Genomic DNA, 26,546 nt, shown 5'->3' with positions numbered 1-26,546 from the left:
AACGTCTTTAGCCGTCAGGTCGTCGCCGGTCTCCGACCGGTTCGCCGGATTCACCGCCTCACTTGACGACCGTCACCGGAGCCGGCGCACGCCGAACGACGAGCTCGGCGACGCTCCCGAGCAACAGCCGGCTCGTTCCGTCACGGCCGTGGCTGCCCATCACGACGTGGTCGACGTCGCGCTCCTCGACGCAGGCGACGACCTCCCGCCAGGGAGAGCCCCGCTTTACCACCGTTTCGACCGCCACGTCGGCCGGAATCTGCGCTCGAGCGTCCTCGAACAGTCGCTCTGCAAGCTCCGTTTCAGCCTCGAAGCGCTTGCCGGCCTCCGTCGACGGGTCGTCCCAGTCGTCGCCGACGGGGTCGACGACGTGGACGAGCGTGAGGTCGGCGTCGGCGAACCGCTCGAGGGCGAGCTCCAGGGCGGCGTTCGACTGTGGCGATCCGTCGATCGGAACGAGTACCTCCATGCCCGCCCGTTCGGGCGAGGGGACGATAATAGTACTGTCCAGGCTACCGGACGACCGTCACGGGGATCGGCGACCGGCGGACGACGACCTCGGCGACGCTCCCGAGTCGCAGCCGGTTCGCCCCTCCCCGGCCGACACTGCCGACGACGACGTGATCGATCGGCTCCTCCTCGGTGTAGGCCACGATCGACTCTGCGGGCTGCCCGACGTTCGTCTCCCGCTCGACCCGATCTGCGGGCAGGTCGACGCGCTCGAGCGCGCGGTCGAACAGCGCCTCGACTCGCTCGCGTTCTTGCTCGAGCCACTCCTCGGTCAGCGGCTCGGCCGTCGCCTCCTCGGGATCGCGGTCGAACGGATCGATGGCGTGAAAACAGACGATCGTCGCGTCGGTGTACGTCTCCGCAGCGTACTCGAGGCCCGCCCGTGACTGGTCGGAGCCGTCGAGGGCGACGAGCACGCGTTCAGGTGCGGACATACGGACCGTTCGTCGACGTCCGGAATAAGCGTACTGGAGCCAGAACATCCACGGCGGCTCCGGTGGGCGTGAGTTGTCTCACGGTCGTTCGGTAGCCTTTTCCCGACGGATGGCAACGTGTCGGGTATGTTTGGAGGAGGCGGTGGGCTCGACCCACGCAAGATGGAACAGATGATGAAGCAGATGGGCATCGACGTCGACGAGCTCGACGCCGAGGAAGTGATCATCCGCACCGCAGACCACGACCTCGTCTTCAGCGACCCCGACGTGACGAAGATGGACGCCCGCGGGCAGGAGACCTACCAGATCATCGGCTCGCCCGAAGAACGCGAACGCGGCGCTGCCGACGAGGGCGGCGACGCTGACGCAGCGATCCCCGACGACGACGTCGAGATCGTCGCCATGCGAACCGGCGCGACCGAGGACGAGGCTCGCGAGGCGCTCGAGGCCCACGACGGCGACCTCGCAGCGGCGGTCGAGGAGCTCGAGTGAGCGGTCACGTGAGACGCGTCCTGCTCGTCCACGACGACCGCGAGTACCTCGTCGAGCCGGGCGAGGAGTTCGGCACCGACCTCGGCGTGCTCGAGGTCCCCGAGGACGTCGAGCCCGGGGAGACGCTCGAGACGCACCTCGGGACGGCGTTTCGCGTCCGCGCGCTCCGCGGGCCGGACCTCTTTCACCACTTCGAGCGGACGGGCGCACCGATGGTTCCCCGCGACGTCGGCCTCGTCATCGGCGAGACCGGGATCTCGGTCGGGGATCGAGTGCTCGACGCCGGCACGGGGACCGGCGTCCTCGCCGCGTCGATGGCCCGCGCTGGCGCCTCGGTCGTCACTTACGAGCGCGACCCCGACTTCGCCGACGTCGCCCGCGAGAACATGGCGCTGGCCGGCGTCGCCGACGCCGTCGAGGTCCGAGCCGGTGACGTCCTCGAGTCGCTCGAGTCGCTCGTCGACGAGCCGGAGTTCGACGTCCTCACGCTCGATACGGGCGACGCGCCCTCGATGGTCGAACAGGCACCGACGCTGCTCGTCGACGGCGGCTTCCTCGCGGTCTACAGCCCGTTCGTCGAGGATAGCCGCGAGGTCGTCGAGACGGCGCACGAGGTCGGACTCACGGACGTCCGAACCCACGAGACGATCCAGCGCGAGATGGACTTCGACGGGCGGGGCTCGAGGCCGTCGACGGCGCCGGTCGGGCACACGGGCTACCTGACGGTCGCACGCACGACGTAAGCTCCCGTCACCCGAGTGCCAGCCTAACCAGGTAGGGATCGGCGCTATTTCTCCACCGGCAGAACGTGCGGATGCGGTCGGGACACAGCATCCACGATCCTCACTCCACCGACCGTGTTTCCCCGACCACCCGGCAGCGAACCACGAGAAAGACGTTTCGGGCCCCGGGTCGATTCACAGGGATAGTGAGCCGGAAGCCCACGACGGAACCGTCCATACTCACGGGTAGCGATCCAGCCCCCGTCAGCACGGATCGCTATTTATCGATCAGTAGGAATCCGACCCACCACGTATCTGAATTAAGAGCTATTAGTGGTGTTTAATACGATGGCGACACAAACTGCGGCTACTGTGTCCCCGGAACCCAGCCTCGATCCGTTCGAGGAAGCCAGGCTCGCAATTAGGGCCGAACGTCGGGAGCTGATCGACGAAAAACAGGCGTTCGAGGCGTTTCTCGATCGAGTCAAGGGCCTCGACGTCCACCAGCCCTCCCAGACGCAGTCGCCGCTGCTCGCGACTGCACCCCAAAAACTGGACTGCGTCGTAGACGCGTACGCCGAAACCGTGGCAACTGTTCCACACTACACGGACGTATACGACGAACCCATCCTCGAGCACTTCGCCGGCGAACTCGGGGTGGAGCTGGCAGCGGCCGTCACGAGCGGCTCGCAGTTTCACCCGGAGTTGAAACGCCTGTTGCTCGAGGGAAGTCGACAGGCGATCACGGCCCGTGAGCGAGTCCTCGACCTGCTCGAGACCGAAGCGGACGAACTCGAGCGGGCCGAACGAGCACTGACGGCAGTGCTCGAGGAACTCGAGTCGCTGCTCGCCCAGCCGCTCGAGCAACTCGAGTTCAACGCGTTGCGGTTGACCCGCGTGCGCCTCATGCGGCTCGAAACCGACTGTAATACCCTCGCCGCGAGCCGCCAGTCGTGGATTCAGAACCGCCAGCGGGCGATGATCCTTGACCACACCGATCTCGGTCACTACCTCTACGGAGAGTGTGAACACACGTATCCGGCACTCGCGACGATCGCCGAGATCGGCGAGTCTATCGACCGGACTCGACGGCAGCTCGATTGCCGTCTCTCGACGGCACGCTGAGTCGCCCACTCACCAGTCCAGCGATCACTCCGTCTCGAGACGACGAACGCCGGGCGGTCGCCCCAGCGGTTGTTCGTCCATCGTCGCTCGCATGAACGGTTCGTGAACGTTAGGAATCGGACCGCCCGTTGTCGACTGACGCGGCTCGTCCCGTCCGCCGGAATCCATCGCCATCACTTGATCCAGAGGCGATTCACGACCGAGAGCCAGATCTCGAGTATTTCTCGGAGCCAGTCTCATGTGTACTATATAGACGAGTGGTCGAGAACGTCCACCAACGGCCGAGAATAGATACGTACTCGGTACAACATATAACTATTAGAACAGTTCTTGTGTGGTCGTCGAAAACGACAAGTCGATGGCACCCAGCCAGAATCCAGCGGGACGTATTACCCGACGAGCAGCGATCACGACTATCGCATCCGTTGGCGTGCTGAGCGTCGCGGGCTGTCTCGGTAGCGACGACGACGGGCTCTCGGGAACGATCGACGCCTCGGGATCGAACACGGTCGCGCCGATCACCTCGTGGGCCGGCGAGAACTTCGAAAACGAGTACCCGAACGTCCTGGTCGACGTCGCACCGGAGGGGACCGGGGCCGGCTTCCAGGAGTTTTGCCGGGCGAACTCCGACTACCAGAGCGCGAGCCGGATGATCACCGAGGACGAGGTCGACCTCTGTAGCGAAAACGACGTCAACTACGGCTTCCTCGAGGTCGGCCTCGACGGACTGTCGGTCGTCAAGAACTCCGAGAACGACTGGGTCGACGAGATTACGCTCGAGGAACTCAAGCTGATCTGGGAGTTCGAGGCGACCGGCGAAGTCACCCGCTGGAGCGACGTCCGCGAGGAGTGGCCCGACGAGGAGATGCAGTTGCACGCCCGTGACAGCGCCTCCGGGACGTTCGACTACTTCACCCGCGAGATCAACGGCGAGATCGGGAACGTCCGTGACGACTACTCGGCGACCAGCCAGACCAACGAGATCATGGCCGCGGTCGCCGACAACGAACACGGCTTCGGCTGGGGTGGTCTCGGATACCTGCGTGAGATCGAGGACGACCAGCCGATCGAGGCCGTCCCGGTCGAGAGCGACGTCGACGGCGAGTTCTACCTCCCGACGCAGGAAAACATCGAGGAGGGGCTGTACTCGCCGCTGGCTCGTCCGCTGTTCGCGTTCGTCAACCTCGCGAGCCTCGAGGAACGGACCGACCTCATCGGCTCGTTCGCCCGCTTTTACACCAACGACGCCCAGGAGTTCGCCCGCGATGAGGGCTTCTACGCCGCTCCGGACGCCGTGACCGAGGAGAACCACGAGAAGATCGACGAGTGGCTCGAGGCGGTCGGTGCCTCGCCTGATGACCTCACCGTACAGCGCGCATAAGCCTCGAATTCCCCAATGAGTACCGAATCACACCACGAGTCGGGGTCCGGGATCAGCGGCGGTGGGCCCGCCGAGGCCGATAACGCGGCCGACCGCAGAGCCCGACGCATCCTGTTTGGTTGTGCCGCGATCACGGTCCTGACCACGCTCGCGATCTTTTTCGTGTTGATCGACAACGCGGCGAGTTACTTCTTCGGCGCCAAGGTGACCGAGATGCTCATGGGTGCGAATCCCGAGCGGACGGTCACGTTCACCGAGTTCTTCACCGGAACGCGGTGGGCACCCGACCACGCGACGCCCGCTCACGGCGTGCTCCCGATCGTCTTCGGGACCCTCGCGATCACGGTCGGCGCGGCGTTCGTCTCGATCCCGATCGGAACGGCGACCGCGATCTACCTCTCCGAATACGCTCCCGCCAGCGTTCGATCGAAGCTCAAGCCGACCCTCGAGATCCTCGCCGGGATCCCGACGATCGTCTACGGCTACTTCGCGATCGCGTTCATCAACCCGGTTCTCGTCGCCCCGATCGCGTCCGCGCTGTTCGGCATCAACATGGGCCGATACAGCCTACTCTCGGGGATGTTGGTCGTCGGCATCATGACGATCCCGATGGTCTCCTCGATCAGCGAGGACGCCATGTCGGCCGTCCCGGACGAACTCAGAAACGGCGCGTATGCCCTCGGCGCGACGAAGTTCGACGTCTCGACGCGAATCGTCCTGCCGGCGTCGATCTCGGGCGTCTTCGCCTCCTACATCCTCGCCGTCTCTCGAGCGATCGGCGAGACGATGGCCGTCACGCTGGCAGCCGGGTTCACCGCGAATCTCACCGCCAACCCCTTCGCCGAGATCATGACGATGACGGCGTACATGGTGAAGATGGCACGCGGGACGACTGCGGTGGGGACAGTGGAGTATCAGTCGCTGTTCGCCGTCGGCTTACTGTTGTTCGTCATGACACTCACGATGAATTTGCTCAACGACTGGTTCAAACGCCGCTTCCAGGAGGAGTACCGATGAGTACCGATACCGACACCGACCTGTTCAGTGACGTCGACCTCGGCTGGGAGCACCTGAAGAACCGACTCTTCCTCGGGGTCATCTTCGCCGCGTCGATGTTCGGCGTCGTCATGCTCGCACTCCTGTTGTTCGACGTCGCCACCGACTTCTACGTCGGCCTGACCGAGTACAACATCAGTCTGGTCGATTTCTTCACCCGGGATGGCTCCCGGCGTGAAGAGTTATCCGGATTCAGAGGTGCGATCGTCGCCTCGGTCATGCTGATGGTCCTGGTGACGATCCTGTCGTTTTTCGTTGGCGTCGGCTCGGCGATCTATCTAGAGGAGTACGCACCTGACAACCGAATCACCCGTCTCATCGAGGCGAACCTGGCGAACCTCGCGGGTGTCCCGTCGATCGTCTATGGCCTACTCGGACTGGCGGCGTTCGTCAACGGGATCGGGATGGGGCCGATCTTGCTCGCCGGGGCGATCGCCCTCGCCTTGCTCGTCATGCCGATCATCATCGTCTCCGCACAGGAGGCGCTGCGGTCGGTTCCCGACGGGGTGCGCAACGGCTCGTACGCGACGGGCGCGACGAAGTGGCAGACGATCCGGCGGGTCGTCCTGCCGGCGGCGATCCCCGGCATCATGACCGGGACCATCCTCGCACTCGCCCGCGCGATCGGCGAGACGGCTCCGCTGATCATGGTCGGAGCGATCTTCATCAACCGGATGCCCTACGGCCCGTTCGACCGCTTCAGCGCGATGCCGACGACGATCTACAACTGGGCGAACGAACCGAGCCAGCACTTCATCCACCTCGCCGCGGTCGGTATCGTCGTGTTGCTCACGTTCCTGTTCGTCATGAACGCGGTCGCGATGTACATCCGACACAGATACGAGACGGAGATCTAACATGTCCACGACAAACGACGATCACTCGCTGATCACGACCGACGTACAGACCGAGACTCGAGATCGAACCGACCGGTCACACGACATCGTCCTCGAGGCCCGGAACCTCGACGTCTACTACGGCGACGACCAGGCGATCTCGGACGTCTCGATGGCGATCCCCGAACGCGAGGTCACCGCGCTGATCGGCCCCTCGGGCTGTGGGGAGTCGACGTTCCTCCGGTCGATCAACCGGATGAACGACCGGATCGACGTCTGTCGCGTCGAGGGCGAGCTCTCCTTCCACGGGAAGAACGTCTACGACGAGGACGTCGATCCCGTCGCCTTGCGCCGGAAGATTGGACAGGTGTTCCAGAAACCGAACCCCTTCCCCAAGTCGATCTACGACAACGTCGCCTACGGCCTGCGCATTCAGGGAAAAGCCGACGAGGTCGACCTCGACGCCGCCGTCGAACGCGCCTTGCGCGGGGCGGCCCTCTGGGACGAGGTGAAGGACAAACTCGAGTCCTCGGGACTGGACCTCTCCGGCGGCCAACAACAGCGGCTCTGTATCGCCCGCGCGATCGCACCCGACCCCGAGGTCATCCTGATGGACGAACCGACCTCCGCGCTCGACCCCGTCGCCGCCTCGAAGATCGAGGACCTGATCGACGAACTCGTCGAGGAGTATACCGTCGTCATCGTCACCCACAACATGCAACAGGCCGCCCGGATCTCCGATCAGACCGCCGTCTTCCTCACCGGCGGCGAACTCGTCGAGTTCGATGAGACGGCAAAAATCTTCGAGGACCCGGAAGACGACCGCGTCGAGGACTACATCACCGGAAAGTTCGGATAATCATGCCACGAACCGACTACCAGCGACAACTCGAGGCCCTCCGCGAGGACGTCCTCGACATGAGCGACCTGGTCCGCGGCCGGCTCCAGCAAGCCATCCGCGCCCTCGAGGACGGCGACGTCGAGCGCGCCGAGGCGGTGATCGAGGGCGATTACCAGATCAACGAGCGGTACCTCGAGCTCGAGGGGGCGTGTATCGAACTGATCGCCCTCCAGCAGCCGGTCGCAGGCGACCTGCGCGTCATCGCCTCGTCGTTCAAGGTGATCACCGACATAGAGCGGATCGGCGATCTGGCGACGAACCTCGGAAAGTACACGACGCCGGCCGGCGGAATCGAGCATCCGACCGTCGACGTCGAGGAGATCGGCGAGTACGCCCTCGAGATGGTCGACGCCGCGATGGGTGCGTACGCGACCGACGATGCCGACGCAGCGAGGGAGGTCGCTGCCATGGACGACCACCTCGACGCGCGCTGTGCGGAGGCGAGTTCCGCCGTCGTCCGTGAGCTGCTCGAGGCGGATCCAGCGGCCGAAGCCGACGACTGGACGGACGCCGAGACCGCCCTCGCGGAGGTCTCCCGGATGCTGTTGATCCTCCGGGACCTCGAACGCGTCGGCGATCACGCGGTCAACGTCGCCGCCAGGACGCTGTACATGGTCGAAAACGACGACGAGTTGATCTACTGACCGACCGTACGATGAGCGACACTACGAACGAACCGACGCGAGGGGATACCGAACCATGACGGAACGAGAACATCGATCGAACGAACGAGGAACCGACCCGACCACGATCGCCTTCGTCTGCGTGCAGAACGCGGGACGAAGCCAGATGGCGACCGCGTTCGCGCAACGAGAGCGCGAGGAGCGCGGCCTCGAAGACCGCGTGCGAATTCACTCCGGTGGGACGGACCCCGCCGATCGCGTCCACGACGTCGTCTGCGAGGTGATGGCGGAGGTTGAAATCGACCTCGCCGACAGCCGCCCGCGGGAGATTACGCCCGGGGAGATCGACGACTGCGACGTCGTGATCACGATGGGCTGTGACGCCGAGGGGATCTGCCCGATGACCTGGCGCGGGGACGCCCGCGACTGGGACCTCGAGGACCCCCACGGCGCGTCGGTCGACGGCGCGCGCGAGATCAGAGCCGAGATTCGACGGCGGGTCGAGGCGCTCTTCGACGAACTCGAGGCGGCGGAGAACGAGAGTAACGGGTGAAACGGCGTCGAACGAGGTCGACACTGGGCGACGTCAGAATCGCCCCAGCGGTGTCAGTTATCGTCCTCGCGCCACTTGTGTTCGCAACTCGAGCAGATGAAAAAGCGCGTCTCTGACTCGTCGGCCGACCGAATCTGTTGCATGTACCAGTACGCCCGATCGTGCCCGCACTCGGGACAGCGAGCGTCCGTCTCCGGGAGCGACGTCTCTTCTGAGGACTCGATCACTTCGCTGATCTCCTGGTCTTCCGTGATCGTATACTGGGCGGCGTCACCCTTCGGTTTCGTGAAGCCACAGCTGCCACAGACCCAGGTGTCGTCCTCGGCTTTCATCATCGAACCGCATTCGTCGCAGAACTCCATCAGTGTCGGGGATACGCGGGCGGAACATCTTAAACGACCCGTTTGCGCTCACTTCCATCGAGCCGTGTTCGCGCACCGCAGCCGCTCCGTCCGTTGACTCCCCGACTGCCCGCTCACCTCCTGCTGCCCGCTCACCTCCTGCTGCCCGCTCATCCCTCGCCTTCGGACTGGAACGGCTCGCCGACGGCACGGCGGGGGAGGACGTTGAACACCTCGCCTACGAGTTCGTCGCGACTCGCGTACGTCTCGCTGCCCGTCCGGGAGACGACGTCGCCGAGGTTCGCCTCGCCGTCGGCGAGCAGAAGGGTGACGTCCTCAAGGCCGTCGACCGCCTGTGCTCTGGTAACGGGGTAGTCGAGTTCCTCGAGGGTCGTCTCGACGCGGCTGAGTTTGATCTGTCGACCCATACCGCACTCGAGTCGCCGGAACGGCTTGTACTCCTCTGTGGGGTGATCGTGACAGTACACCCTGCGGAACGGTCGGCGCGTGGTCAGGGCAGCGTTCGTTTCGCTTCGAAACGATGATTGCGTTCAGCCACGGATGTGGGAGTAGTGCGAGGGATTTTGCGTCGAGCGTTCGCGCTGTTCGCCGTCGACCGGCGAGTGCTGGCGCTGGCGTTCGCGCGAATGGCCGACGGCGTCGGCAACTCGTTTCTGATCGTCGTCATCCCGCTGTACGTGGTGAGCGACGTCGTGGGCGGGCAGACGTTCGGGCTGGCGGAGTCGATGATCATCGGGATCATCCTCTCGCTGGCAGGCCTGCTCAACAGCAGCGTCCAGCCGCTGACGGGGCGGCTCTCGGATCGGGCGGGGAAGCGCAAGCTGTTCATCCTCTTCGGCCTCGGCGGACTGGCCGCCACGAACCTCGCGTACGTCTTCGCGGGGTCGTACCTCTCGCTCGTGGTTATTCGCGGGCTCCAGGGGGTAAGCATCGCCTTCATCGTCCCGGCTTCGATCGCGCTCGTGAACGAATTGGCGACGACAGGAGACCGCGGCGGCAACATGGGCGTTTACAACACCTTCCGACTGATCGGCTTCGGTGCCGGCCCGGTCGCCGCGGGTGCCGTCGTCAACGCCGGCCCCTACTCGCTTCCGCCCACCGGCGGCGTGACGGTCAGCGGCTTCGACGCCGCCTTCTACTTCGCGACGGTCATGGCCGCTCTCGGACTTCTGCTCGTGACGATTCTCGTCTCCGACCCCGACGTGGCGCGAGCGAACGCCGGCGCCGACCTCTCGATCCCGATCCGGGATCGAACCGGGTCGAAGCTGCTCGATCCGATCTTCACCCTCGGCGTCGTCACGCTCTTTCTGGCGGCGGCAATCGCGCTCTTTGCGACCATCCAGCCCCAGGTCAACGCCAAACTCGAGCAGGGGGCCACCTGGTTCGGCCTGCAGTTCTCGGCGTTCATCCTCGCCCAGGTGCTGTTTCAGACGCCGGTCGGACGAGCGAGCGACCGCTACGGCCGGCGGCCGTTCATCCTCGTCGGGATGCTGCTACTGATCCCGACGACGCTCGGGCAGGGCTTCGCGCCGACGCCGGAGACGATGTTCCTCGTCCGATTCCTCCAGGGCGCGGCCGGGGCGATGGTGTTCGCGCCGGCGCTCGCCCTCGCCGGCGACCTCGCGGGCAAAGGCGAGTCCGGGACGAAGCTGTCGGTGCTCACGATGGCCTTTGGCTTCGGCATCGCGGCCGGCCCGCTCATCTCGGGGGCGCTGATCGGCTACGGCTTCGTGGTACCCTTCGCGTTCGGCGCGGGCCTCGCCGTCTTCGGCTCGATCCTCGTCTACACGCAGGTCGAAGAGACCCTCGAGGTGGCCGGGGGGACGCCGACCACGGGCGACGACTAAGTCGAGCGACCTCGCCGCGCGTGGGATGACGCAACGCAAAAATAGCGGTTTCCCGTACGGTTCGACGATGACGCTCTCCGAGGAGGCGAAAGCACGACTGGCCGACGTCGTCGAACTGCAACCGACGAAAAACGCCGAGCTACAGGAGCGCTGGGAGCTGGAGAGCGGCAGCGAGGTCCACCAGTACCTCGAGAACGAGCTCAAAGAGTACTACTTCCGGGACGACAACAGCTTGATCCGCGCCACTGCGGAGGCCGCCGACCTCGTCGACGTCGAACCCGGGGTCGAGAGCGTCGACGAGGGGCCACCCTCTCGCGTCCGCGTCCCCGAACTCCAGACGCAGATCCTCGAGGTGCTCGCCGGCCCTGACGAGCGCTCCCAGAGCGTCGTCGCCGTCCTCCACGCCCTCCGGGAGGCGTTCGACGTCGACCCCGACACCGACGAGGTCCGCTCGGGCCTCCAGAGCCTCCGCCGGAAGGGCGTCGTCGAGGTCGAGTACCGGACCGTTCCGACGTTCAGGCTCGCCATGGCGCGCGAGGACCTCGAGGTCGAGACCGCCGACTGACCGCCCGAGACCGCGCGATACACCACGCTCGAGCGACTAGCGATCCGCATGCCAACCTACGACCTCTCGCACCAACTCGAGGATGGGATGCCGGTCTACCCGGGCGATCCGCCCGTCGAGATCGAACCCACGGCGACGCTCGAGGCCGACGGCTACCGCACCACGGGACTGTCGATCGACACCCACGCGGGGACGCACGTCGACGCGCCGGCACACCTCGTTTCCGGTGGCCGGACGCTCGAGGAATACTCCCTCGAGACGTTTCGCTTCACGACGCGCGTCGTTGACTGTCGGCCGCTCGAGGACCGCGAGCCGATCGACGCCGACGCACTCCGTGACGCGTACGACGCCGCAGACACCGACGCACTCCGTGACGCGTACGACGCCGCAGACACCGACGCACTCCGTGACGCGTACGACGCCGCAGACACCGACGACGATCCACGCGACGCCGACTTGCTCCTCGTCCGGACCGGCTGGGAAACTCACTGGGGGACAGATCGCTACTTCGACCACCCGTACCTGACGGCCGACGCGGCCGACTACCTGCTCGAGCGACGCTGTCATCTCGGGGTCGACGCGCCGAACGTCGATCCCACGCCGACGCCGGCCGCTCGAGCCGACGAACCCGACGGCTATCCGGTCCATCACGCCCTCCTCGGCGACGGTCGGCTGCTCCTCGAGAACCTGTGCGGACTCGCGGCGGTTCCGGAGACGTTCGAACTCCACGCCTACCCGCTGAACCTCGGCGACGCCGACGGCGCTCCGGTCCGGGCGGTCGCAGTCCTCGACGAGGAGTGAGTCCTCACTCGAGCGAGACCGCAAGTTGCGTCCCCTCGAGGCGCCGATAGCTGGATTCTGACTCGCGGACGACCGTGAAGGCCTCGAGCCGGATCACGAGCCGGCCGGGGTCGATCGTCGCCCGGAGGACCGGTCCCTGGCTCGTCACGACGACGTACGGCGGTGCGGCGACCGGCGGCGCGGCCAGGTCGTGTCCCGTCGCCTCGACGGCGGCCGCGAGGACCGACGGAAGGCGAGCGAGCAGGCCGCGAGCGTCGAGGCAGGTTCGAAGGGGCTCGACGACGGCAGCGCGATCGCCCGTCGAGTCCTCCTCCCACCGGTGGGCGACGGCGTCGGCACAGGCGTCGATGCCGGCGATCACGTCCTGATGCTCGTCGGCGATCCGTCGTCGGGCGTACTCGGCGGCTCGTGACACGCCCGTCACTCTCGTTCCGGAGACGAAATGCGTTTCACTTCCGGCTCACCGTTCGATCCGACACCGGCCACCGTAGTCGACGTCCTCGATCGAGTCGATCCCGTCCGGTCCGCAGACCGGACAGTCGGGGTCGCGCTCGAGCGGCGTCCGGACGACTGTCGCGTCCGTGGCGTCGTACCGAAGCAGGTGGTCCTCGAGGATCCCGTCGCGCTCGAGGAGAAGTTTGAGCGTCTCGGTCGCCTGGAGACAGCCGATCGTGCCGGGGAGGGTGGGGAAGATCCCCATCGGCTCGCCGGAGGGAGCCACGTCGGGGTCCGGCGCCTCGGGGAGCAGACAGCGGTAGCAGGGGCCGCCGGGACGAAAGACCGTCGTCTGTCCCTCGAGTCCGTAGACGGCGCCGTGGACGAACGGCACGCCCTCGAGGCGACAGACGTCGTTGAGGAGAAAGCGTGCGGGAAAGTTGTCCAGGCCGTCGACGACCACGTCGGAGCCCTCGACGAGTGCCTCGGCGGTGTCGGGTTCGACCCGGACGGAGTGGGTCTCGACCGTCACGTCGGGGTTGAGCGCCCCGACGAACCGGGCCGCGCTGTCGACTTTCGGCTCCCCGACATCGTCGACGCCGTGGATCGTTTGGCGCTGGAGGTTCGACGGTTTGACCGTCCCGTCGTCGACGATGCCGATCGTGCCGACGCCGGCCGCCGCCAGATACTGGATGATCGCCGAGCCGAGTCCGCCGGCACCAACGACGAGCACCCGGCTCGTCAACAACCGGTGCTGGTCGGCTTCCTCGAACGACTTCACCAGGAGGCTCCTCGAGTACCGATCGCACTGGGTCGAATCGAGCGACTCGTTCATACGTCGGCTCCACCCGGAGGCGGGATAACGGTTGGTGACCGACGGGTTACGATTGCCGTTCCCGCCACGTACCGATCGAGAGCACCGAGGTGCGCTCGAGCAGCCGGCGCCCGACGCGTTTCCACGACGGTTCAGTCCGTCGCTCGAGTCGACGGCTGAGCCACTCGTTCTCGCGCTCGAGCCGACGGAGTTCGGTCTCGAGTTCGTCGGTTCGATCCTCGAGCCGGTAGCGACGCGATCGCTGGGCGCGGAGGTCGTTTCGTAACAGGGCGTGTTCGCGCTCGAGCCGCTCGTGGGCCCGCTCGAGTCGCTCCCACTCGGCTCGTTCGCCGACCGCCCGATCGTGCTCGTCGCTCGACTCGTGGTCGGAACCCTCGTCGTCGCGGACAGCGGGGAGGTGGCCGCTCGAGGCCGCGTTCACGACGCCGCCCAGCAGCAGGACGAGCCCGCCGAAGTAGAGCCAGGTCAACAGAAGGAGGATCGCACCCATCGCGCCGGCGGCGTCGGACTCCGCCGAGAACGCGACGTAGACCTGAAAGAGCGCCTGGAGGGCGGCCCAGCCGACCGCGGCGACGACGACGCCAGGGAGTACCTCGCGAGCGCGCAGGTTCACGTCGGGAAATGTATAGTACATCGGGAAGAAGGCGACCGTGAGCCCGACGACGAGCACGAGCGGGTTGAGAACGCCGACGAGCGGGCTGTCGGGGACGAACGCGAAGACCGCCGTCGCGACCGCCGCGGCGACGAGCGCGAGTACGATGGCGACGAAGACGACGAGGGCGTCCGTGAGCTGGCCGACGAACGACTGCTCACCCGTCGACTCGTAGATTTCGGAGAACGCCGTGTCGATCCCGCGGAAGATCTTCAGCGAGCCCCACAGTAACGTCACGAGCCCGATGACCGACGCGCCAGTGGTGGCGACCGAGCCGGCGATGGCGTCCTCGAGCAACTCGTTTCCGGCTTCGGGGAGGAGCCCCTCGGTCGTCTCGGTGACAGTAGCTGCGAGCCCCTCGTCGCCGACGGCCGAGACGAGAAAGAAGACGAGCACGAGCAGCGGAATCAGTGAAATGAACGCCTGGTAGGCGATGCCCGCGGCCATGAACGTAACGTTCTCTTCACTGATCCCTTGAATGACGGTCTTGACGAACGAGACCGGTTCGCGCAGCGACGCGGCCATGGTCGGACGAGAGTCCGGATCGAAATAGCCGGACGGCTTGCGACCGCATCGGTCACGTCCTGCCCGGCGCCTGCGAGTAGGCCGCCGCAGGCCGCGGGTTCAAGGCCGCCGTCATCCCTCGAAGCCGTCGACGACCGACCGGATCAAGTCGTACTCCTCGTCGCTGTAGGCGATGAACCGGACCTCCTCGAGCGTTTCCGGCTCGTAGTCGGCGAGTTCCTCGCAGATGAGTTGGGCGCCCTCCTCGAGGTCGAAGCCGGCGACGCCACAGCCCAGCGCAGGGATGACGACCGACGCACAGCCGAGGTCGTCGGCGCGCTCGAGCGTATTCCGGGTCGCGTCTCGGATACTCTCGGCCGTGGCCTGTCCGTCACCGTAGTGAGGCATCGCGGCGGCGTGGATCACGTACTCGGCGTCGAGGTCGTAAGCATCGGTGACGGCGACCGCGCCGAGATTGACGGGTCCGTTCTCGATCGCTTCCTCGTTGAGCTCCTCACCAGCACCGCGACGGAGCGCGCCGGCGACGCCAGAGCCCATCCGCAGGCTCGTCCCGGCGGCGTTGACGAGGGCGTCGGCGGACTGTTCGGCAACGTCTCCCTGGACGACGTCGAACTCCATACGACCCACTACTCGTCCCGGCCAAATCAGCGTTGGTCGTAGACGACGTGTCAGCCCACATCGTCTTGGGCCGACCAAAACCCTTTTAGATTTAGGCTCACCTAATTCGTGGTGATGGACGTTCCCGCCCGAAAGCAGGAGGGAGTCGCGGACGAACCCGAGGTTCCAGAGTCGATCGTGACCAGCCACGAGACCCGACCCGGCAAGGTCGTGTTCACCGAACGAGACAACTCCAACGGCTGGATCGCGACCGATCTCACCGTCGACCTCGATCCCTGAACCGTTTCTCTCCCGCGCTCCGGTTCACTGTTCGCAGCGGAGCGGCCAACTGGCGAGATTCCGCCAGGGCTGGCCGCTGAATCGCAAGCAGGTGTGTACTGACGTTCAGTGGCTACTATAGTACTCGTTGAAACGATTTACACCCGGTCACAGCCGAGCGGCCAGCCTTAGCCTCGTCGTCAAGGCTGGCCGCCGACGTTCGTGACCGGGTGTGCAATGACTTTCAACGGGTACTATATCACTCTCGTCGTGCGATTCCGACGAGGAGGATGAACGCGATACCGGCGGCAACGGCCAGCATTGTCCACGCTGCCGCGTAGCTCACGCTGTCGACGAGCAGGCCGAAAACCGGGGGCGCGAGCAGCGCACCCGAGTTGAGCGCGATCTGTCCGCCAGCGGTCGCACTCCCCATCTCATCCGGTGAAACGAGTGAGCCGATACACGAGTAGTAGACCCCGGTAAAACCGAGGACGAAGAAGCCAAGCAGTGAGAACGTGACGAGCGCCACGTACGGTGATCCGACGACGGTGACGGCGAGAAACAGCACGAACGACGCGCCAGCCTGCAGGATCAGGATGTACAGGGTCGAGGTCGTGAGAGGAGCGGAGAGTCGATCGGCGAGCCAGCCGAAGACGACGCGTCCGGTACTACCGAAGACCTGGGCGGCTGCGAGCGTGATACCCGCGAAGACGACGGTCGCGCCGACGTCCTCTTCGACGTAGAGGATCGTGTACCCGATCGTCGTGAACAGTCCGGCGCCGAGGAAAAATCCCGCCGCCGTGAGCAACGTGTATTCGGGAGTCGTGAAGTGAGCGCGGATTCCGAGCCCGTCACCGTCGGTCCTGCCGTCATCAGCGTCGTACACGACCCAGAAGACGACGCTGATCACGACCGCGAACCCCGCCGAAAGCAAGAACGCGACCTCCCAGCCGAAGTGTGTCGAACCGAACCAGGGGACGAGCACGGCGCTGATTCCGCTCCCCGCCGTGACCCCAACCTGCTTGATCCCCATCGACGTGTTGAGCCGCTCGTCGGGAATCGCGTTGAACACGGCCTTGTTCGTCCCCGGCATCGCCGTCGCGTAGAACGCGCCGAGAACGAACACGCCCACGAGCAACGCCAGGTACGTCGGCGCGATGGTGATCGCAGTGACGCCGACGGCGAGGCCGAGCAGGCCGACCACTAAGACCAGACCCTCCCCGTACTCGTCGGTGAACGAGCCGACCGGAACCAGAAACAACGTGTACCCGAGCGTCAACGTCGTCAACATCACGCCCACGAGGGTCGCCGAGACGCCGAACTCGTCGCGAACGAACGGCGTCACGGCGTACACCGCGTAAAAACAGATACTGGCAGTTACCTGCCAGAGCAGGATGAGCGCCGTGTACTGCTTCCATCCCCGGACCCCGAATCCGGTTTCGAACGCGCCGCTCATCGTCCGCCCATCACCGCAGCCCTGGTTTTCGTTCGGAGGTTCGTCACCGTTGCCTGACGTTTCCCAGTCTCGCCTCCGCCTTCGGTTCGATCACACCGTTCTCCGAGGTTCGAGCCACCACACAGGCCGGATTCGACAGCCCGTGCATCCGTCTTTGCGCCGGCGCTCGCGATCGACGTCCCGAACCCTTTCCGAATTCGACACGATCGACGACTCGCCTCACGTCGGTGCAACGATCACTGGGCATTCGCTGTCGAGGATCACGGCCTGTGTGACGCTTCCGAACAGTACTTTACCCACAGGCGACCGACGACGCGCACCGAGGACGATCGCGTTCACCTCGAGTTCGTCCGCTACCTCGAGGATGGCGGTGGCGGGGTCACCGGCGACGTCGTGCACTGCCGTCTCGATACCAGCGTCCTCGAGTAACTCGACGAGGAGGTCGGCCGTGTCGGGCAGCCCCTGGAGATCCTTGATGTTTCGGTTGATCTCCTCGATGTACGTCGAGCCGGCCTCGTCAGCCGGCGAATCGATCTCCTCGTAGACGTACAGCACGTCCGCTCGAACCTCGTCGACCGACTGTGGCAGATCGACGACTGCCTCGGCCTGGGACCGCACCCGGTCCTCGCCTATGTCGATTGGGATCAGTATGCGATACATGTGAACCACCACAGAGACATACTATATCAATCCTGGTACGCAGACAGGTCACCTGCCCGTCGAGTGAAGCCGAAACCCTCAATCAGCGTGATGCGAACGGATACAATGATGGAACAGACGACGCTCGAAGTGAGTGGAATGGCGTGTGGTGGCTGTGAATCGACCGTCCGTGACGCACTCGAGGCACTCGAAGGCGTCTCGTCGGCCACGGCGAACCACGAAGCGGGCGAGGTCCGCGTCGAACACGATCGGTCGATCGTCGACGAGACATCGATCGCCGACGTGATCGAGGACGCCGGCTACGAGGTCGCGGCCTGACCCCGTCGGAATCGTGAAACGACTAATAAACGGTTTCAGTGGGGAGGACGAGGTTCGAGTATGGACAGTCTCAACCGGATGGCGATCGAACTCGTCGACGAGGCCCTCGAGTTCGCCGAGGAACTTTCCGTCGGCGCGTACGAACTCGAGAACGAGGCGACCGTCCTCGACTTCGGCGTCGAGTTCGACGGCGGGATCGAGGCCGGCCTGCTGTTGACCGAGATCCAGACGGCGGGGCTGGCGACGCCCGGACGCGACCTCACGGAAGTCGGTGGCGTTCCGCTCCCACACGTCGAACTCTCGACCGATCAGCCGGCGCTCTCGCTGTTGTGTTCACAGAAGGCGAGCTGGGAACTCACGACCGAGGACTTCGAGGGACTCGGCAGCGGCCCGGCCCGGGCGCTCGTCGCCGAAGAAGCGGAGTTCCACCGCGTCGGTGTAGCCGACGCGTTCGACCTGACGGCACTGGCCGTCGAGAGCGACGCGCTTCCCACGGCGGCCGCCGCCGAACAGGTCGCCGACCTCGCCGAGGTCGACCCGAACGGCGTCTTCCTGCTCGCCTTTCCCACGGCGAGTCTCGTCGGAAGCGTGAGCAACGCCGCCCGGGCGGCCGAACTCGCCACCTTCCGGCTGGCCGAACTCGGCTACGACCCGCTCGAGATCGTCTCCGCGATGGGACGGGCCCCGGTCGCCCCCGTCGCCGACGACGAGGGGGAGGCCATCGGCCGGACGAACGACGCCGTCGCCTACGGTGGGACGGCCCACCTCGTCGTCCGCGAGGAGTTCGACCGGTTCGACGAGGTAGCCTCGAGCGCGGGCGACGAATACGGCCGGCCGTTCGTCGAGGTGTTCGACGACCTCGAGTGGGCCTTCGACGAGGTGCCCGCGGAGCTCTTCGCTCCGGCGAAAGTCACGATCGACGTCCTCGGCGGGGGGACGTACGTCTACGGCGAGACGGACGAGGCGTTGCTCGTGGAGTCGTTCGATCTCCGGTGAGGTCCGACGACCCGAAACTGGTCGGAGAGCTTATCATTCGCCGTTCCTGACGACGACGCGTGAAACACAGGAGCTTCTTGACAGCCCTCCCCCTCGCCGTGGCTCTTTCGGGCTGCCTGGACGGCGGTCGCGAGACGATAGACGCGTCTGACGTGGACGCGATGATCGCAGTCACAGTCGAGGAAGAATTCTCGGGAACCATCGTCCTCGAGGCCGATTGTCGGGACGAAGCGAGCCAACTCGAGCCCGGTGACGAGCTGCGGATCGAGCGGGAGTACGACGACGAAGACTGTTCGTACGACCTCCGCGTCGACGGTGAGTCGGCCCGCCAGGAGACCGTGGACGCGACGGAATCCGTCAAGTTGCGGGTCACTGAAAGTGGATCTATCGCAGGCGCTACGGTTCCGGCGTGAGCCGTAACGAAAGACGCGCGAACGGAGTCCGTTCGCGGCTGGGAACGATGGTTGTCGTCTCTTACCGGTGATCGCCGTCTCGGTGGGGCGATCACCGGTAACCAGTTACACCCGCCATGATGACTCGACCGGTCCTCACCGCCCAGGAGAGACGTCTGTGACCGTCCCGACGCCCTTGCTGCGCCCCTCGCGGAAGACGAACTTCTGTCCTTCCTCGACGAGGTACGGGCGGAACTTGAATCGAACCCTCGTTTTGCCCGTGTCACCGGGCAGGAGCCGCCCCTGCTCGGGGTAGAAGGCCGCCGCCTCGCCGATCGTCTCGAGGTGGACCACGGGTTCGTAGCCGTCCCCGATCCGCGTCGGGTGGTTGAGCACCATCACCTCGGCCTCGAACTCCCGGACGGGTTCGGGGTCGGCGTCGGCGGGCAACAACACCATTCCACGCTCTAAGGCAGACTCCTTGACGCCCTTGAGGGCGATGCCGACGATGCGACCCGCTCGAGCCCGGTCGACGCGGTGGTAGTGCATCTCGATCGAGCGAACCTCGACCGCCTGGAAGCGACCGTCGGGCATCGGCCCGAGTAAGAGTTCGTCGCCCGCCTCGACCTCGCCGGACATCACGGTGCCGGAGGCGACCGCGCCGACGCCCGTCACGGCGTAGCTGCGGTCGATGTACATCCGGAACTCTCCCTCGTCGCTCGAGGTCTTCGGAAGGCGGTCGAACAGCTCGTCGAGGACGTCCAGGCCGTCCGTCGTAACGGCGCTGGTCTCGACGATGGGGACGACGGTCTCACCGATCTCCTCGAGGGCGGCGTCGACGCCGTGGCGTTCGACCCGCAGGGGTGACTTACCGACGTCCCGCAGGAGGCGTTCGACCTCGCGTTCGACCGTCTCGACGCGTTCGTCGCTTACGGCGTCGATCTTCGTGATCGCGACGATCGTCGGGAGTTCGGTGGCGAGCAGGACGCCGAGGTGTTCGCGCGTGGTGCGCGTGGGGCCGTCGTCGGCCGCCACGACGAGCAGCCCGTAGTCGAGTTTCTGCCCGACGAGTCCGCGGATGGTGGTCCGCAGCCAGGGCTCGTGGCCGACGGTATCGACGAACGAGACGAGCCGGTCGGCTTCCTCGACGACCTTCGCCCGGTCGGCCTTCCGGTCGGGATTTCGGACCCGGACCGGCCCGTCGTCGTCGAAGCCGTAGACGGCGTAGGAGAGGTCCGCTGAGAGCCCGCGTTCGACCTCGTGGGGCTGGACGTCGAGGAACGCCCGCGTCCCGCCGTCGCCGTCGTCGGCGTTGCCCGTGACGAGCGAGCCCACGAGCGTGCTCTTTCCGTGATCGACGTGGCCCGCCGTCCCGATGACAACGTGCTCGTCATCCGTCTCGAGGACGGCCCCGTCGCGGATATTCGCGAGGCCGACCAACCCACGCCCAGACGATCCCGTCGCCTGGCCTGCTTCGGAGTCGAGCGACTCCGAACCCCCGTGTACACCCCACGTCTGGACGTCGTCGATGTGGGCGTCGGCCTCCTCAGCGAGCAAGGAGAGGACGTCCATCGACTCCGAGAAGGTGTCCGGATCGATCCCGGCGAGACCGCCGTCGTCAGTCACTCCGACGACGTACGTCGCCTCCCCGTCGCCGGAGAGGACGCGGTGTCGGAGCTGGGCGGCCAGACTCTCCCGCCGTCCGTCCACCAGGTGGACCTCTCGGGAGAGTCGCTCTTTGAACTCCACGCTGCCACCGTCCTGTTCGCCACGTTCCAGGGCCCGCTCGAGTAAGACCCGGTCACGGCTCATGTGCCCCGCTAGAGGCCCACACAGCAAAAGGCTTCTCGTCGACTGACACCGTTTGCCACGGGAGAGAGACGTCACGATCCGGATATCGAGCGATTCGTTCCTCGAGTTACGGTTCCGTCCTCGTCCCCGGCACGGGTGACCGGGGCCGGTTTCAAGCAACTCGAGCCCGTAGTACCACGCATGAGCGTCACCGGGCTGTGCCAGATCTGTGAGTCGCGCCCCGCCCAGGACCGCTGTGAGAACTGCGGCACCCTCGCCTGTGAGGTGCACTACGAGCGACGCCTCGGGCTGTGCGCCGACTGTGCCGCACAGGCACGGCCGGACCGAGGCGCAGAGGAGACCGACACCCACCGATTCTGATGACGTCGATCCGCGACCTCCTGGCCGAATCGCTCGCCGTCGGGGAGACGTTCACGCTCGAGCTCGAAGAACGCGACGGGACGCTGGTCGCCGACCACCCGTACAACGCCAGCCCGATGGACGTCGCCGTCGTCGAGGGGCTCGATCGGCTCGAGGAGACGCCACCCGACGGACCAGTCGCGGTCGAGATCGTCGGCCGGATCGTCGACGACCGGATCGCCGGGCGGGTGGTGAGCTCCGGATCCGACGAGACTGGAACGGGCTGATCGTTCCCAGCGTTTTCGACCGGCGACAGAGTCGTTCCTCGAGGCCGGGAACGACCGGTGTCCATAAATCGACTCAGCCCTCCGTTCCAGACATGCACGCGCCCGTGCCGGCGTACGATCCCGACGCTCTCTACGAGGAGGCGGCGGCGTTCGTCCGGCAGTGTTACGCCGAACTCGACCGGGAAGCGGAGATCGAGGACCGACTGGCGGCAATCGAGGCTTCGATCGCCGAAACGGGCCACTACGAGCACACGTTCGACGAACTCGCCCACGGCGCGCGGATGGCCTGGCGCAACAGCAACCGCTGTATCGGCCGGCTGTTCTGGCAGCGACTCCACGTGCTCGACGAACGGGACGCCGACGACGCCGAGGCCGTCGCCGACGGGCTGTACCGGCACCTCGAGTACGCCACGAACGACGGGGCGATCCGGCCGACGATCACGATCTTCAAACCGATGGTCCGTGGCGAACAGCAGGTCCGGCTCTGGAACTACCAGCTCGTCCGCTACGCGGGCTACGAGACCGACGACGGGATCGTCGGCGATCCGGACTCGCTCGCGTTCACCGAGTACTGCCAGTCCCGCGGCTGGGCGGGCGAGGGGACCGACTACGACGTCCTCCCGCTTGTTATCCAGCTCCGTGACCGGGAACCGAAGCTGTTCGAGATCCCCGACGAACTCGTCGCGGAGGTGCCGATCCGTCACCCCGACTACGAGTGGTTCGACGAGCTCGAGCTCAAGTGGTACGGCGTCCCCGTCGTCTCGAACATGCGCCTCGAGATCGGCGGCCTCCAGTACACGGCCGCGCCCTTCAACGGCTGGTACGTCGCCACGGAGATCGGCGCACGGAACTTCGCCGACGAGTATCGCTACGACGTCCTCCCAGAGGTCGGCGACCGGATGGGGCTCGACACCTCGAGGGACCGCTCGCTGTGGAAAGACGAGGCGCTCGTGGAGCTGAACAAGGCGGTCGTCCACTCCTACGACCGCGAGGGTGTCACGATCGTGGACCACCACACGGCGGCGCGGCAGTTCGAGGAGTTCGAGAAGCGGGAAGCCGAGGCCGACCGCGAAGTGACGGGCGACTGGACGTGGCTCATCCCGCCGGTGTCGCCGGCGACGACGCACGTCTTCCACAAGAAGTACGACAACGAGATCAGGACGCCGAACTACTTCTATCAGGACGCGCCGCACGAGGACGGCTGAGATTATCGGTTGGTGTGTTTACTCTTCTTCGGCGAGCCGCCTGAATTCGTCGAAGCCACCGATGGCGTCCTCGACTTCCGCTTCCTGCTCGTCGACGATCCCGACCCAGAGCTCTTCGGCTTCTTCCATGTCGCCGTACTCGACGAGATTGCCCGTGTCCTCGCTCCACTGCTGGGTGTCCTCGTCCTCGACCGCCACCTCGATCGCCTCGGAGAGCGTCTGTCGGACGTCCTCGGGCGTCCCAGCCGGCGCAAGTTGGGTCAGCGTGAACTCCGTGATCCAGGACAGACTGTCCCCGTAATCGGTGATCGGATCGATGTCGGGGAAGGCGTCGGAGAGGTCCATGTCGGTCAGGTTGACGATCGCGGTCGCCTCGCCGGAGTCCTCGGCGGCGACGGCCGAGGTGTTCGTCGCGAAGCCCGCGGCGACCTCACCGCCGATCACCGCTTCCATGGTTGGGCCACCGCCATCGTAGGGCACGGCGGTGTCGTACTCGAGGTCGTACTCATCTCTGAGCAACAGCGTCGTGAGGTGACTGTCGCTGCCGGCGCCCTGGTAGCCGAACCCGGAGATCTCACCGTCGGCGTACGCGTCGCGAAGTGACCCGAAGTCGTCGACGCCGGCGGCGTCGGCTGCGTCGTCGTTGACGATGAGCGTGTAGCCGAAGATCCCCGAGTAGGCGACCGGGTCGAAATCCTCCTCGATGTGGAAGGTGTCGACCTCCTGTGCCCGCCAGGTGAAGTGTGCGCCGACGGAGTTGATCGTGCCGAACGTGTAGCCGTCGGGCTCCTGGACGGAGAGCCACTCGGAACCGACCATGCTGCCGGCGCCTTCGCGATTATCGATGGCGACCGACTGGCCGAGTGGCTCCTCCATGAGTGGGGCGAGCTGCCGGGCGTACTGGTCGGTCCCACCACCTTCTGCCCACGGGACCATCCAGGTGAGCGACTCCGTCGGGAAGTCTTCCTGGGCGGCACCTGGAACTCCCAGCAGTCCGATTCCTGTCGCGACCCCCGCCGTCTTGATGAATGCACGTCGGTGCATAGCCAGCAGTGTTGAAAATGACTGGTAAAGTAGGCGTCGACCGTTACAGCCGTTTGCGGAAGAATTTCCGGCGACGGCGTAGAGCAATACGTGATTAGTACTGGCCGTAACACATTCACACACGCTGGATACTCGGAGAGCGTCGTCGACGGCCCGTCGTTCGTACGGAAACGTGCTGTTAGCGGCGAGGAAATAGCTCGAGAAGGGCGTGTTCCAGCTGTCGACTGCGCAACCGAATCGGCGGCCAGTCGACGGCATCGACTGCGTGCTACCGAATCGGGGTGGATCGCCCAAGCAGGCGACGCGATAAACGGTATGTTTTTCGCCCGACGAACACCTTGCGTTCCGAACCGTTGGTAACCCTGACCATCGGTTCCTTCCACCCCTCCACCAGTCGTGCAAGCGCCTCACGGCACCGCTGCTGTTCTCGAGTCACACCGCAAGAAGCCGGCGGAGGTGTGAATCAGGGTCGCAGCAGGGCTGCTCGCTGATTCAAATCCTGGTGGTGTCTCTGCTGCTCACGAAGTTGCTCGCAGCAAAATAAGCCGGTGGAGGGATTTGAACCCTCGACCTAATCCTTACGAAGGATTCGCTCTGCCAGCTGAGCTACACCGGCGCGCGTTGCGCCGTCGTCGGCGTACACTTCTACGTAGGTTCGAACCCGTCCATAAGGATTGCGAATCGTGTCGAGCGTGCCACGGTAAAGCGCAGTTCTCGAATGGGACCCGAAGGCTGAGAATCTCCCCGTCGAATCACGACTCCCCCAGTGCTGGCTGTTTCCCGGTGAGGAGTGTGTCCGCCCAACCCAGTCGTTGCGCCCGGTACGAGACCACCCCTATCGAAGCGTTACCGGTGCTCGGAGTCGTCTGTGAGCCGTCGATTCACCAGGTAGGCACCGCCGCCGAGTCCGGCGAGTGCGCCACCGATCCCGAAACCGGGAAGCCCGTCCTCCGACCCACCATCGTCACTCGAGCTGTCGCCATCAGAACCGCTGTCAGTCGATCCGCCATCGTCTGATCCACCGTCGCTCGAGTCGGCATCGGCTGCCCCGTCGGCACTCGTGCTGGCGGCTGCAGCTGCAGCAACAGCGGCCCAGTCGTCGTGGTGGCCGAGCGCGCCCTGCGTCACACGGGAGCACTCGCTCGAGCCCGAGACGCCCGCGTCCAGTGCGTACACGTTGCCGTCGCGACTCCCGACGTAGAGTACCCCGTCGACTACCGTCGGCGACGAATCGACCTGGCCGCCGGTTTCGAACGACCAGACCTCGTCGCCGTCTGTTGCATCCAGGGCGTACACGTGGCGGTCGTGGCTGCCGATGAAGACCGTCTCGTCTGCCACTGTTGGCGACGAATAAATCCAGCGGCCGGTTTCGAACGACCAGATCTCGCCTCCGTCACTGGCGTCCAGTGCGTACACGTTGGCGTCTGTGCTCCCGACGTAGACCGTCCCGTCTGCCACCGTCGGCGACGAATCTATGGGGCCATCGATCTGGAACGACCATTGCTCTTCACCCGAAGTTACGTCAACTGCATACACGTGGTCGTAGAAGCCAAAAAAGACCGTTTCGCCGACTACTGTTGGTGAACTGGGTATTCCCTCCTCGAGTTCGAACGACCAGCGTTCGTCGCCGGTGGTTGCATCTAAGGCGTACAGCGTATGATCGTTAGAGGCGACGAACACCGTCTCGTCTACGGCTACCAGTGCATTGGAAAACCAACTCTCGGTTTCGAACGACCACCGCTCCCCGCCGGCTGCCGCATCCAGGGCGTACACGTTTCCATCCTGGCTGGTGACGTAGACCACTCCGTCGAGCACCGTCGGCGACGACCCCACACTGTTACCGGTTTCGAACGACCAGACTTCCTCTCCAGTGGCTGCTTCCAGCGCGTATACGTTGTTGTCCCCACTGCCAACGTACACCGTTTCGTCGACGACGTTCGGTGACGACCAGGCGGTGTCGCCGGTTTCGAACGACCAGACTTCTTTGCCACTGGTTGCGTCGATCGCGTATACGTGGTGGTCGCTGCTGCTGAGGTACACTGTTCCGTCGACGACCGTTGGTGAGGAGGTGACGAGATCACCGGTTTCGAACGACCACAGTTCGTTTCCGCTTGCTCGTGCGGTCCCGATACCCGACAGTCCGATAACCGACGCAGCGCCGATCGCCGCCGTCGTTCCGAGAAATCGTCGTCTGTCGACCGTCGAACCAAGTCGACGTGGCGTTCCTGAAGCGTTCTCTTGCATGCGTTCCGATTCCAACCCGTAATTATAAAATTACCTACTTTTCCCCAGATTACTAAATAGTAACTGCGAAGTTACCATATGGTAACCCACGTGGCCACACCAGGCCGGTTGCGAACGCGCCCTGTGGTTCCGTCCAGGAAACCGATTCGCAGTGGCCGTTTCGATGTCTCTCGACCGACATTGCTGTCTCGAGCGGTGGCCCCGGACCGTACGTGTTCACGGTCGTCGTTACGGCTGCGTGTCGAATTTCTAACAGCGCGTT

The 26,546-nt window shown here is 65.2% G+C and carries 32 protein-coding genes and 1 tRNA gene; 19 read left to right on the top strand and 14 right to left on the bottom strand.

Annotated features, from left to right (window positions below; all coding sequences use genetic code 11):
• Positions 1 to 58 precede the first annotated feature (58 nt).
• Complete coding sequence (locus NMQ09_RS11255; protein WP_255190676.1) at positions 59 to 469, bottom strand: universal stress protein; 411 nt, start codon at positions 467 to 469, stop codon at positions 59 to 61.
• 43 nt (positions 470 to 512) lie between these two features.
• Positions 513 to 944, bottom strand: a complete 432-nt coding sequence (locus NMQ09_RS11250) for a universal stress protein (RefSeq protein WP_255190675.1) — start codon at positions 942 to 944, stop codon at positions 513 to 515.
• A 126-nt stretch (positions 945 to 1,070) separates the two neighbouring features.
• Here NMQ09_RS11250 and NMQ09_RS11245 point away from each other — a divergent pair, with 126 nt between their 5' ends.
• The 9 genes from NMQ09_RS11245 to NMQ09_RS11205 all read left to right on the top strand — a co-directional run bounded on the left by NMQ09_RS11245 (position 1,071) and on the right by NMQ09_RS11205 (position 8,633).
• Positions 1,071 to 1,436: a nascent polypeptide-associated complex protein gene (locus NMQ09_RS11245; RefSeq protein WP_255190674.1), complete on the top strand. Its 366-nt coding sequence runs from the start codon at positions 1,071 to 1,073 to the stop codon at positions 1,434 to 1,436.
• Positions 1,433 to 2,179, top strand: a complete 747-nt coding sequence (locus tag NMQ09_RS11240) for a methyltransferase domain-containing protein (RefSeq protein WP_255190673.1) — start codon at positions 1,433 to 1,435, stop codon at positions 2,177 to 2,179. Before NMQ09_RS11245 ends, NMQ09_RS11240 begins: the two co-directional genes overlap by 4 nt.
• A gap of 351 nt (positions 2,180 to 2,530) precedes the next feature.
• Positions 2,531 to 3,283 (top strand): DUF7260 family protein, encoded by a 753-nt coding sequence (locus NMQ09_RS11235; protein WP_255190672.1) that lies wholly within the window; start codon positions 2,531 to 2,533, stop codon positions 3,281 to 3,283.
• A gap of 358 nt (positions 3,284 to 3,641) precedes the next feature.
• Complete coding sequence (locus tag NMQ09_RS11230; RefSeq protein WP_255190671.1) at positions 3,642 to 4,664, top strand: PstS family phosphate ABC transporter substrate-binding protein; 1,023 nt, start codon at positions 3,642 to 3,644, stop codon at positions 4,662 to 4,664.
• Between the two features lie 15 nt (positions 4,665 to 4,679).
• Complete coding sequence (gene pstC / locus NMQ09_RS11225; RefSeq protein ID WP_255190670.1) at positions 4,680 to 5,681, top strand: phosphate ABC transporter permease subunit PstC; 1,002 nt, start codon at positions 4,680 to 4,682, stop codon at positions 5,679 to 5,681.
• Positions 5,678 to 6,577, top strand: a complete 900-nt coding sequence (gene pstA / locus NMQ09_RS11220; RefSeq protein ID WP_255190669.1) for a phosphate ABC transporter permease PstA — start codon at positions 5,678 to 5,680, stop codon at positions 6,575 to 6,577. The genes pstC and pstA overlap by 4 nt, the downstream gene beginning before the upstream one ends.
• 1 nt (position 6,578) lies before the next feature.
• Positions 6,579 to 7,415 carry a phosphate ABC transporter ATP-binding protein PstB gene (pstB, locus tag NMQ09_RS11215; protein WP_303841856.1) on the top strand — a complete coding sequence of 279 codons (837 nt, stop codon included), beginning with the start codon at positions 6,579 to 6,581 and terminating at the stop codon, positions 7,413 to 7,415.
• 2 nt (positions 7,416 to 7,417) lie between these two features.
• Positions 7,418 to 8,101, top strand: a complete 684-nt coding sequence (gene phoU / locus NMQ09_RS11210) for a phosphate signaling complex protein PhoU (RefSeq protein WP_255190668.1) — start codon at positions 7,418 to 7,420, stop codon at positions 8,099 to 8,101.
• Positions 8,102 to 8,156: 55 nt separating this feature from the next.
• The gene (locus NMQ09_RS11205; RefSeq protein ID WP_255190667.1) at positions 8,157 to 8,633 is read left to right on the top strand and encodes an arsenate-mycothiol transferase ArsC; all 477 of its coding nucleotides are present in this window, start codon (positions 8,157 to 8,159) and stop codon (positions 8,631 to 8,633) included.
• A gap of 53 nt (positions 8,634 to 8,686) precedes the next feature.
• Here NMQ09_RS11205 and NMQ09_RS11200 read toward each other — a convergent pair whose 3' ends face one another.
• Both NMQ09_RS11200 and NMQ09_RS11195 read right to left on the bottom strand, forming a co-directional pair.
• On the bottom strand, positions 8,687 to 8,995 hold the full coding sequence (locus NMQ09_RS11200; RefSeq protein WP_255190666.1) for a transcription factor S: 309 nt from the start codon (positions 8,993 to 8,995) through the stop codon (positions 8,687 to 8,689).
• 149 nt (positions 8,996 to 9,144) lie between these two features.
• Positions 9,145 to 9,402: a DUF5789 family protein gene (locus tag NMQ09_RS11195; protein ID WP_255190665.1), complete on the bottom strand. Its 258-nt coding sequence runs from the start codon at positions 9,400 to 9,402 to the stop codon at positions 9,145 to 9,147.
• Positions 9,403 to 9,546: 144 nt separating this feature from the next.
• Between NMQ09_RS11195 and NMQ09_RS11190 the strand changes: the two genes are divergently transcribed.
• From NMQ09_RS11190 to NMQ09_RS11180, 3 genes are all read left to right on the top strand, one after another.
• A complete protein-coding gene (locus tag NMQ09_RS11190; RefSeq protein ID WP_255190664.1) occupies positions 9,547 to 10,842 on the top strand; it encodes an MFS transporter in 1,296 nt (431 codons plus the stop codon).
• A gap of 67 nt (positions 10,843 to 10,909) precedes the next feature.
• Positions 10,910 to 11,407: a DUF5797 family protein gene (locus NMQ09_RS11185; RefSeq protein WP_255190663.1), complete on the top strand. Its 498-nt coding sequence runs from the start codon at positions 10,910 to 10,912 to the stop codon at positions 11,405 to 11,407.
• A 48-nt stretch (positions 11,408 to 11,455) separates the two neighbouring features.
• Positions 11,456 to 12,208 carry a cyclase family protein gene (locus tag NMQ09_RS11180; RefSeq protein ID WP_255190662.1) on the top strand — a complete coding sequence of 251 codons (753 nt, stop codon included), beginning with the start codon at positions 11,456 to 11,458 and terminating at the stop codon, positions 12,206 to 12,208.
• Between the two features lie 4 nt (positions 12,209 to 12,212).
• Here the strand turns inward: NMQ09_RS11180 and NMQ09_RS11175 are convergent, their stop codons facing one another.
• The 4 genes from NMQ09_RS11175 to NMQ09_RS11160 form a co-directional block, all read right to left on the bottom strand.
• Entirely contained in the window at positions 12,213 to 12,623 is a 411-nt protein-coding gene (locus tag NMQ09_RS11175) for a DUF7988 family protein (protein WP_255190661.1), read from the bottom strand.
• Between the two features lie 45 nt (positions 12,624 to 12,668).
• On the bottom strand, positions 12,669 to 13,478 hold the full coding sequence (locus NMQ09_RS11170) for a HesA/MoeB/ThiF family protein (protein ID WP_255190660.1): 810 nt from the start codon (positions 13,476 to 13,478) through the stop codon (positions 12,669 to 12,671).
• A gap of 46 nt (positions 13,479 to 13,524) precedes the next feature.
• Positions 13,525 to 14,655 carry a YihY/virulence factor BrkB family protein gene (locus NMQ09_RS11165; RefSeq protein ID WP_255190659.1) on the bottom strand — a complete coding sequence of 377 codons (1,131 nt, stop codon included), beginning with the start codon at positions 14,653 to 14,655 and terminating at the stop codon, positions 13,525 to 13,527.
• A 111-nt stretch (positions 14,656 to 14,766) separates the two neighbouring features.
• On the bottom strand, positions 14,767 to 15,273 hold the full coding sequence (locus NMQ09_RS11160; RefSeq protein ID WP_255190658.1) for a macro domain-containing protein: 507 nt from the start codon (positions 15,271 to 15,273) through the stop codon (positions 14,767 to 14,769).
• A 114-nt stretch (positions 15,274 to 15,387) separates the two neighbouring features.
• On the opposite strand from NMQ09_RS11160, the gene NMQ09_RS11155 reads away from it, so the two are divergent.
• A complete protein-coding gene (locus NMQ09_RS11155) occupies positions 15,388 to 15,552 on the top strand; it encodes a hypothetical protein (protein WP_255190657.1) in 165 nt (54 codons plus the stop codon).
• A 238-nt stretch (positions 15,553 to 15,790) separates the two neighbouring features.
• Here NMQ09_RS11155 and NMQ09_RS11150 read toward each other — a convergent pair whose 3' ends face one another.
• Together NMQ09_RS11150 and NMQ09_RS11145 are read right to left on the bottom strand one after the other, a co-directional pair.
• Complete coding sequence (locus NMQ09_RS11150) at positions 15,791 to 16,987, bottom strand: MFS transporter (RefSeq protein ID WP_255190656.1); 1,197 nt, start codon at positions 16,985 to 16,987, stop codon at positions 15,791 to 15,793.
• Positions 16,988 to 17,206: 219 nt separating this feature from the next.
• Complete coding sequence (locus NMQ09_RS11145) at positions 17,207 to 17,647, bottom strand: universal stress protein (RefSeq protein WP_255190655.1); 441 nt, start codon at positions 17,645 to 17,647, stop codon at positions 17,207 to 17,209.
• 108 nt (positions 17,648 to 17,755) lie between these two features.
• On the opposite strand from NMQ09_RS11145, the gene NMQ09_RS11140 reads away from it, so the two are divergent.
• The 3 genes from NMQ09_RS11140 to NMQ09_RS11130 all read left to right on the top strand — a co-directional run bounded on the left by NMQ09_RS11140 (position 17,756) and on the right by NMQ09_RS11130 (position 19,374).
• Positions 17,756 to 17,965, top strand: coding sequence for a heavy-metal-associated domain-containing protein (locus NMQ09_RS11140; RefSeq protein ID WP_255190654.1), 210 nt, complete (start codon positions 17,756 to 17,758; stop codon positions 17,963 to 17,965).
• A gap of 60 nt (positions 17,966 to 18,025) precedes the next feature.
• A complete protein-coding gene (gene mch, locus NMQ09_RS11135; protein ID WP_255190653.1) occupies positions 18,026 to 18,961 on the top strand; it encodes a methenyltetrahydromethanopterin cyclohydrolase in 936 nt (311 codons plus the stop codon).
• A gap of 161 nt (positions 18,962 to 19,122) precedes the next feature.
• Entirely contained in the window at positions 19,123 to 19,374 is a 252-nt protein-coding gene (locus tag NMQ09_RS11130) for a hypothetical protein (RefSeq protein WP_255190652.1), read from the top strand.
• A 135-nt stretch (positions 19,375 to 19,509) separates the two neighbouring features.
• Here the strand turns inward: NMQ09_RS11130 and NMQ09_RS11125 are convergent, their stop codons facing one another.
• A complete protein-coding gene (locus NMQ09_RS11125) occupies positions 19,510 to 21,165 on the bottom strand; it encodes a GTPBP1 family GTP-binding protein (RefSeq protein WP_255190651.1) in 1,656 nt (551 codons plus the stop codon).
• Between the two features lie 180 nt (positions 21,166 to 21,345).
• Here NMQ09_RS11125 and NMQ09_RS11120 point away from each other — a divergent pair, with 180 nt between their 5' ends.
• The 3 genes from NMQ09_RS11120 (at position 21,346) to NMQ09_RS11110 (ending at position 22,996) form a co-directional block, all read left to right on the top strand.
• The gene (locus tag NMQ09_RS11120) at positions 21,346 to 21,525 is read left to right on the top strand and encodes a hypothetical protein (RefSeq protein WP_255190650.1); all 180 of its coding nucleotides are present in this window, start codon (positions 21,346 to 21,348) and stop codon (positions 21,523 to 21,525) included.
• Positions 21,525 to 21,791, top strand: a complete 267-nt coding sequence (locus NMQ09_RS11115) for a hypothetical protein (RefSeq protein WP_255190649.1) — start codon at positions 21,525 to 21,527, stop codon at positions 21,789 to 21,791. The genes NMQ09_RS11120 and NMQ09_RS11115 overlap by 1 nt, the downstream gene beginning before the upstream one ends.
• 92 nt (positions 21,792 to 21,883) lie before the next feature.
• Positions 21,884 to 22,996 carry a nitric oxide synthase oxygenase gene (locus tag NMQ09_RS11110; RefSeq protein ID WP_255190648.1) on the top strand — a complete coding sequence of 371 codons (1,113 nt, stop codon included), beginning with the start codon at positions 21,884 to 21,886 and terminating at the stop codon, positions 22,994 to 22,996.
• An 18-nt stretch (positions 22,997 to 23,014) separates the two neighbouring features.
• Here the strand turns inward: NMQ09_RS11110 and NMQ09_RS11105 are convergent, their stop codons facing one another.
• From NMQ09_RS11105 to NMQ09_RS11095, 3 genes are all read right to left on the bottom strand, one after another.
• Entirely contained in the window at positions 23,015 to 24,040 is a 1,026-nt protein-coding gene (locus NMQ09_RS11105; protein ID WP_255190647.1) for a Bug family tripartite tricarboxylate transporter substrate binding protein, read from the bottom strand.
• Between the two features lie 543 nt (positions 24,041 to 24,583).
• Positions 24,584 to 24,656 (bottom strand) — tRNA-Thr (locus NMQ09_RS11100).
• 230 nt (positions 24,657 to 24,886) lie between these two features.
• Positions 24,887 to 26,284, bottom strand: a complete 1,398-nt coding sequence (locus NMQ09_RS11095) for an outer membrane protein assembly factor BamB family protein (protein WP_255190646.1) — start codon at positions 26,282 to 26,284, stop codon at positions 24,887 to 24,889.
• Between the last annotated feature and the right edge of the window lie 262 nt (positions 26,285 to 26,546).

The organism is Natronobeatus ordinarius (genome assembly GCF_024362485.1).
Lineage (GTDB): Archaea > Halobacteriota > Halobacteria > Halobacteriales > Natrialbaceae > Natronobeatus > Natronobeatus ordinarius.
Note: the sequence above shows the minus strand (reverse complement) of the source record. Positions and strands in the feature narration are given on the sequence as shown.